Annotated in this window: 4 protein-coding genes, 1 rRNA gene and 1 pseudogene; 2 read left to right on the forward strand and 4 right to left on the reverse strand. The window is 48.9% G+C overall.

The window, feature by feature from the left end; translation table 11 throughout:
• The 3 genes from LZ11_RS12030 to greA form a co-directional block, all read right to left on the reverse strand.
• Positions 1–1,251 (reverse strand): 16S ribosomal RNA (locus LZ11_RS12030); the annotation flags it as partial.
• A gap of 308 nt (positions 1,252–1,559) precedes the next feature.
• Entirely contained in the window at positions 1,560–3,032 is a 1,473-nt protein-coding gene (gene lysS / locus LZ11_RS12035; RefSeq protein ID WP_148868103.1) for a lysine--tRNA ligase, read from the reverse strand.
• A 20-nt stretch (positions 3,033–3,052) separates the two neighbouring features.
• Positions 3,053–3,529, reverse strand: coding sequence for a transcription elongation factor GreA (greA, locus tag LZ11_RS12040; protein WP_148868104.1), 477 nt, complete (start codon positions 3,527–3,529; stop codon positions 3,053–3,055).
• Positions 3,530–3,907: 378 nt separating this feature from the next.
• Here greA and LZ11_RS12045 point away from each other — a divergent pair, with 378 nt between their 5' ends.
• A complete protein-coding gene (locus tag LZ11_RS12045; protein ID WP_148868105.1) occupies positions 3,908–4,798 on the forward strand; it encodes a cation diffusion facilitator family transporter in 891 nt (296 codons plus the stop codon).
• 233 nt (positions 4,799–5,031) lie between these two features.
• Positions 5,032–5,415 (forward strand): annotated as a pseudogene (locus LZ11_RS12050) (branched-chain amino acid transport system II carrier protein); the annotation flags it as partial.
• Positions 5,416–5,488: 73 nt separating this feature from the next.
• Here the strand turns inward: LZ11_RS12050 and LZ11_RS12055 are convergent.
• Positions 5,489–5,758, reverse strand: a 270-nt coding sequence (locus tag LZ11_RS12055; RefSeq protein WP_148867870.1) for an IS30 family transposase, incomplete at its 5' end; no start/stop codon positions are given.

The following is a 5,758-nucleotide window of genomic DNA, read 5'->3' on the forward strand; positions in this document are numbered from 1 at the left end:
TTCGCTTCCCGCTGTACCGGCCATTGTAGCACGTGTGTGGCCCAGGCCATAAAGGGCATGATGATTTGACGTCATCCCCACCTTCCTCCGCCTTGTCGGCGGCAGTTCCTCTAGAGTGCCCGGCTTCACCCGCTGGCAACTAGAGGTAGGGGTTGCGCTCGTTGCGGGACTTAACCCAACATCTCACGACACGAGCTGACGACAACCATGCACCACCTGTGCAGGCTCCCTCGGTTTCCCTCGGGTCGCTCCCCTTTCGGTTCGCTACCACCTGCATGTCAAGGCCTGGTAAGGTTCTTCGCGTTGCTTCGAATTAAACCACATGCTCCACCGCTTGTGCGGGCCCCCGTCAATTCCTTTGAGTTTCAACCTTGCGGCCGTACTCCCCAGGCGGGTCACTTATTGCGTTAGCTCCGGCACGGACAGCTTGACAACTGCCCACACCTAGTGACCATCGTTTACGGCTAGGACTACCGGGGTATCTAATCCCGTTCGCTCCCCTAGCTTTCGCGCCTCAGCGTCAGGGTCGGTCCAGAGAGCCGCCTTCGCCACTGGTGTTCCTCCCGGTATCTACGCATTCCACCGCTACTCCGGGAATTCCACTCTCCTCTCCCGCCCTCAAGATCCGCAGTTTTGCAGGCACGTCCAGGGTTGAGCCCTGGCTTTTTACCCGCAACTTGCAGACCCGCCTACACGCCCTTTACGCCCAGTAATTCCGGACAACGCTAGCCCCCTACGTATTACCGCGGCTGCTGGCACGTAGTTAGCCGGGGCTTCCTCCCCGGGTACCGTCCTCTTCGTCCCCGGTGACAGGGGTTTACAACCCGAAGGCCTTCTTCCCCCACGCGGCGTCGCTGGGTCAGGGTTTCCCCCATTGCCCAAGATTCCCCACTGCTGCCTCCCGTAGGAGTCTGGGCCGTGTCCCAGTCCCAGTGTGGCCGTTCACCCTCTCAGGCCGGCTACCCGTCGTCGCCTTGGTGGGCCGTTACCCCGCCAACTAGCTGATGGGCCGCAGGCCCATCCACCACCGCTTAACGCTTTCTTCACCAGCCATGCGACCAGCGAAGGTATCGGGTATTACCCCCGGTTTCCCAGGGCTATCCCCGTGTGGTGGGTAGGTTGCCTACGTGTTACTCACCCGTCCGCCGCTGGGTAAATCTCGTGGAAACCACTCGATTCACCCCGCTCGACTTGCATGTGTTAGGCACGCCGCCAGCGTTCGTCCTGAGCCAGGATCAAACTCTCAGGTTTATCCTTTCAATAAGCCTCTCGGCTTATTATCTTCAAACACACCTTGTTGTTGAAACTCTCAGGCGTGACACTGTTCAGTTTTCAAGGATCATGCGTCACAATTCATTATCTTATCACGTTGTTTGCTGTTTGTCAATACTTTTTTTGATTTTTTCTTTCGTTGTTTGCTTCGTTTTCTGATCTCGTGACGTCGCAAGGAGTAATATACCACAGAGTCCGGTTTCATTTCAACTATTATTATTTTCCTTTATCGACAATTTTATGTTTTTAAACCGGTATTGCTCCATATTCCTCTTTTTTTCTACGGATTATGACTTTGGTCTCATGGTGGGGAACAGTATAACATCCCTTATGGAAGAGGAGTCCGTGAGCAGCATGACCAAACGGTCTATGCCTATCCCGAGGCCCCCTGTCGGCGGCATGCCGTGCTCCAGGGCGTTTATGAAGTCCTCATCGAAGACGTGGGCTTCATCGTCCCCGGCCTCTCTCTCTTTAAGCTGCTGCAGGAACCTCTCCCGCTGGTCGATAGGATCGTTCAATTCGGAGAAGGCGTTCGCCATTTCCCTGCGGGTTATAAAGGCCTCAAATCTATAAGTGAAGTCGGGGTTGTCCTCTTTTCGCTTGGCCAGAGGCGATATCTCAATGGGATAGTCCATTATGAAGGTGGGCTGGACCAGATGTTCTTCCACCTTTTCCTCGAATATTGTGTTTAAAACTTTGCCCCTGGTATCCTTATCTCCAACCTCAAGCCCCAGTTTTCTGGCGACCGCCCTTGCCTCTTCATCGGTCTTTATCTCGTCGAAGTCCACACCGGCGAACTTTTTAACGGCTTCCACCATAGTCATCCTGGTCCAGGGTGGAGTGAGGTCTATTTCCTCGCCCTGATATACTACTTTCGTGGTACCCAGGACCTCTGCTGCTATGTGGGAAATCATGTCCTCGGTGAGCTCCATCATATCGTTGTAGTCGGCATAGGCCTGATAAAGTTCTATCATTGTAAACTCAGGGTTGTGCTTTACCGATATGCCCTCATTCCTGAAATTCTTCCCTATCTCGTAAACCTTTTCGAAGCCGCCGACGATGAGCCTCTTTAAATAAAGCTCGGTGGCGATCCGCAGGTACAGGTCCATGTCCAGCGCGTTATGATGGGTTATGAAGGGCCTTGCAGCCGCACCGCCCGCCAGCGGCGTGAGTATCGGCGTCTCCACCTCTATAAACCCGCGGCTGTCCAGGTATTTCCTTATAGCCCTTATTATTTTGCTCCTAATGATGAAAGTCCTTCTTACATCGGGGTTCACTATGAGGTCCAGGTAGCGCTGGCGGTATCTTGTATCTACATCTTTCAAGCCGTGCCACTTCTCAGGCAGGGGCCTCAGGGATTTGGCAAGCACCGCGATTTTGTCGGCCAGCACCGATATCTCGCCCTTTTGAGTTTTGAATATTTTCCCTTCTACGCCTACAATATCCCCGATGTCGAGTTTTTTAAAGATCTCGTAAGCTTCTTCGCCCACGTGGTCCTTCTTTATGTATATTTGGAGGCGGCCTTTTTCGTCCTGAATATCAAAAAAGGCCGCCTTGCCGTGGGCCCGGATGGCCATTATTCGTCCAGCAATAGACGTTTCCCCATCTTCGAGCTTCTCGAAGTTCTCTTTGATCTCAAGGCAGTTATGAGTCCGAACGTATTTCCGCCCGTAAGGGGCTATTCCCATGGAACGGAGTTCTTCCAGTTTTTGCAGTCTAGCCCTGATTATTTCGTTAACTTCGAATTCCAGATTCTCCATCAGTCGCACCCTCCAATGAGTTATTTCTTTATCTCTTCCACCCTGTACCTCACCTGACCCGCCGGCACCGTTATCTCTACCACGTCGCCCTTTTTGGCCCCCATAAGGGCTTTGCCGACGGGAGATTCATTGGATATTTTGAACTCTATGGGATTGGCTTCAGCTGAGCTGACGATGGTGTACTCGATGGCCTCTTCGGTATCCAGGTCCCTAATCAGCACCTTGGACCCGAGGGTAACCGTTTCGGTGGAAATGTCGGCATCATCTATGACTTTGGCATTTCTCAGCCTTTCTTCCAGCATGGCGATCTTGCCTTCGACGAAGGCCTGCTCGTTTTTGGCCTCGTCGTATTCGGAGTTTTCGCTGAGGTCGCCGAAGGATATGGCCTGTTTGATGCGGTCGGCTACTTCTTTCCTCTTGACGGATTTAAGGTATTCCAGCTCCTCTTCTAATTTTTTCAGCCCCTCCTGAGTAAGTACAACTTCTTTTTTCGGCATACTCTTTCTCCCCTCTTGGATATTATTAATGTTAAAATACGTTGTCATTAATATATGCCTTAAACCCCCTCATTTATTCTAGCACGTCATGGCTTTCGCCGTCACCTATAAAACCCCCTTATTATACTTTTGATATTATAATGCAGCAGTTAATCGCTGTCAAGAATTTTCTATAATTTATTAGGGCGCCTCTGGGGGTTCCCAACAGTTTTCACTGTAATATAATATGTATATAAAGTCAAAGGTTTTAATACCTCCGTTTTACGGCTGTCTTTAAAATTTATCTTTGTTGACCCGATAATTTGGTTGTGTTATAATTCCTTTTAATGCCACAAAAAAGGCTTTGCCTGCGCAAGTTTTTAACCGGAGGAATAGACAATGAACGATGCGGTAGAGAATTTTAAAAAAATTGAGAAGGTTTTATGGATAGTGCTGGGCCTCAATCTGTCGGTCGCCCTTATGAAAATCCTGCTAGGTTACAACATATCCTCTTCGAGCATGGTGGCCGACGGTTTTCACTCCCTTTCCGACGCGAGCACCAATATAATCGGCCTCATCGGCGCTGCCATTGCGTCAAAACCCGCCGACGAGACCCACCCGTACGGACACCGGAAGTTCGAGACCTTTACGGCTACCGGAATAGCCTTGATGCTATTTCTGGTAAGCTTCAACATAATCAAAAGCGGTATTGAAAGACTCCTTCACCCACAGATTCCCGAAGTGAGCTCCTTCAGCATTATTATCATGCTCATCACGCTGGCTGTCAATATAGCGGTAATCTTATACGAAAGCAGGGAAGGCAAAAAGCTCCACAGCCACATCCTGGTATCCGACGCTGCCCATACAAAAAGCGACGTGTACGTCTCTCTGTCGGTCATCGCCGGCCTGGTCGCAGTAAAGCTGGGATATCCGGTTGTCGATCCCTTAATATCCTTTGTGATAGCCCTGCTGATATTAAAAGCCGGTATCGAGATAATAAAGGATACCAGCAGGGTCCTGTGCGACGCCGCCGTGATCGACCCGGAAAAGATAACTTCCTTCGTCAGGGGCATAAAAGGGGTCGTGGACTGCCACAGGGTGAGAACCCGAGGCCGGGAAGACGATTTTTCCATGGACCTTCACATACTGGTAAACCCGTCGATGACCGTAGAGGAATCCCACAGACTCCACCACTCCATTGAGGAAGAAATACGCCGAAACTTCAAAGGCGCCCACCATATCCTCATCCATATAGAACCTTATCCGGACTCGTCCGACCAGAATACTTAAAGGGGTCGTCATTTTTTCCCCTGCAACGGCCCCTTTTTCTCATTTTTCCCCGGTGCTTGTTACAGAGAGAGGCCTAAAAAATCCTATAGTGCTTTACCCCGGATACAAAAACAGTAAGACAGCTTTTTTACACATCCTGTCCGAATAATATAAAATTATGTTATAATGTTATTTGATTAAAAATAACCTTTTTATGCTAAAAATTTTTTATTTTTGGCAGGAGGTATCGGGCCGTGAACAAAAAACTCAACGACGTAGTTGTAATTGGTTTTGCCCTCTTTGCTATGTTTTTTGGGGCAGGTAACCTGATTTTTCCGCCTTACATAGGTTATCAATTAAGCAGTAAATGGTTTTTGGGAATTCTGGGATTCATACTTACCGGTATTGGTCTTCCACTTTTAGGTATTATTGCAATGGCCCAAAACGAAGGGAATTTTGAAAATTTCGCAGGCAAAGTTGGTAAACCCTTCGCAAAAGGATTATACTTTTTCATTGTTCTATGCATTGGACCCCTTCTTGCAATACCGAGGACGGGAGCAACTACGTATGAAATGGGTATAGCACCAATTATGCCGGATTTCAACATATTGCTGGCATCTTTAATCTTTTTTGCAATAAATATATATTTCTTAAATTGCAATATTAAATGCGACACATTTTTTGGAAACCCGAATGAGTTGGGTTTTTCAATCATGAAGGCTGAAGTTCGTAAGTTAGTCGCTCTATTTCCCGGAAAAAGAGTTCTGCTGGTTGCCGGTAGCCCAGGATTTTTCTGGGCAGAGTATTACACCAATTCTGCACCCGTTCGATTTGTGAAAAAGATAATTCCTTGATAGCTGTTCCCTTAGGAATCAACCGCCTGATTAGGCCATTGTGCCGCTCATTGGTGGCCCGTTCCCAAGCAGAGTAGGGATGAGCATAATAAATATCAATTCTGTGGACATTCAAATTGGCAAACTC

This window comes from Thermosediminibacter litoriperuensis (assembly GCF_008124715.1).
Taxonomy (GTDB): Bacteria; Bacillota; Thermosediminibacteria; order Thermosediminibacterales; family Thermosediminibacteraceae; genus Thermosediminibacter; species Thermosediminibacter litoriperuensis.

What these genes read in the sequence shown, in the direction of transcription:
- lysS (WP_148868103.1), bottom strand. Translation starts at nt 3,032, where the DNA reads ATGGAGAATCTGGAATTCGAAGTTAACGAAATAATCAGGGCTAGACTG.
- LZ11_RS12045 (WP_148868105.1), top strand. Translation starts at nt 3,908, where the DNA reads ATGAACGATGCGGTAGAGAATTTTAAAAAAATTGAGAAGGTTTTATGG.
- greA (WP_148868104.1), bottom strand. Translation starts at nt 3,529, where the DNA reads ATGCCGAAAAAAGAAGTTGTACTTACTCAGGAGGGGCTGAAAAAATTA.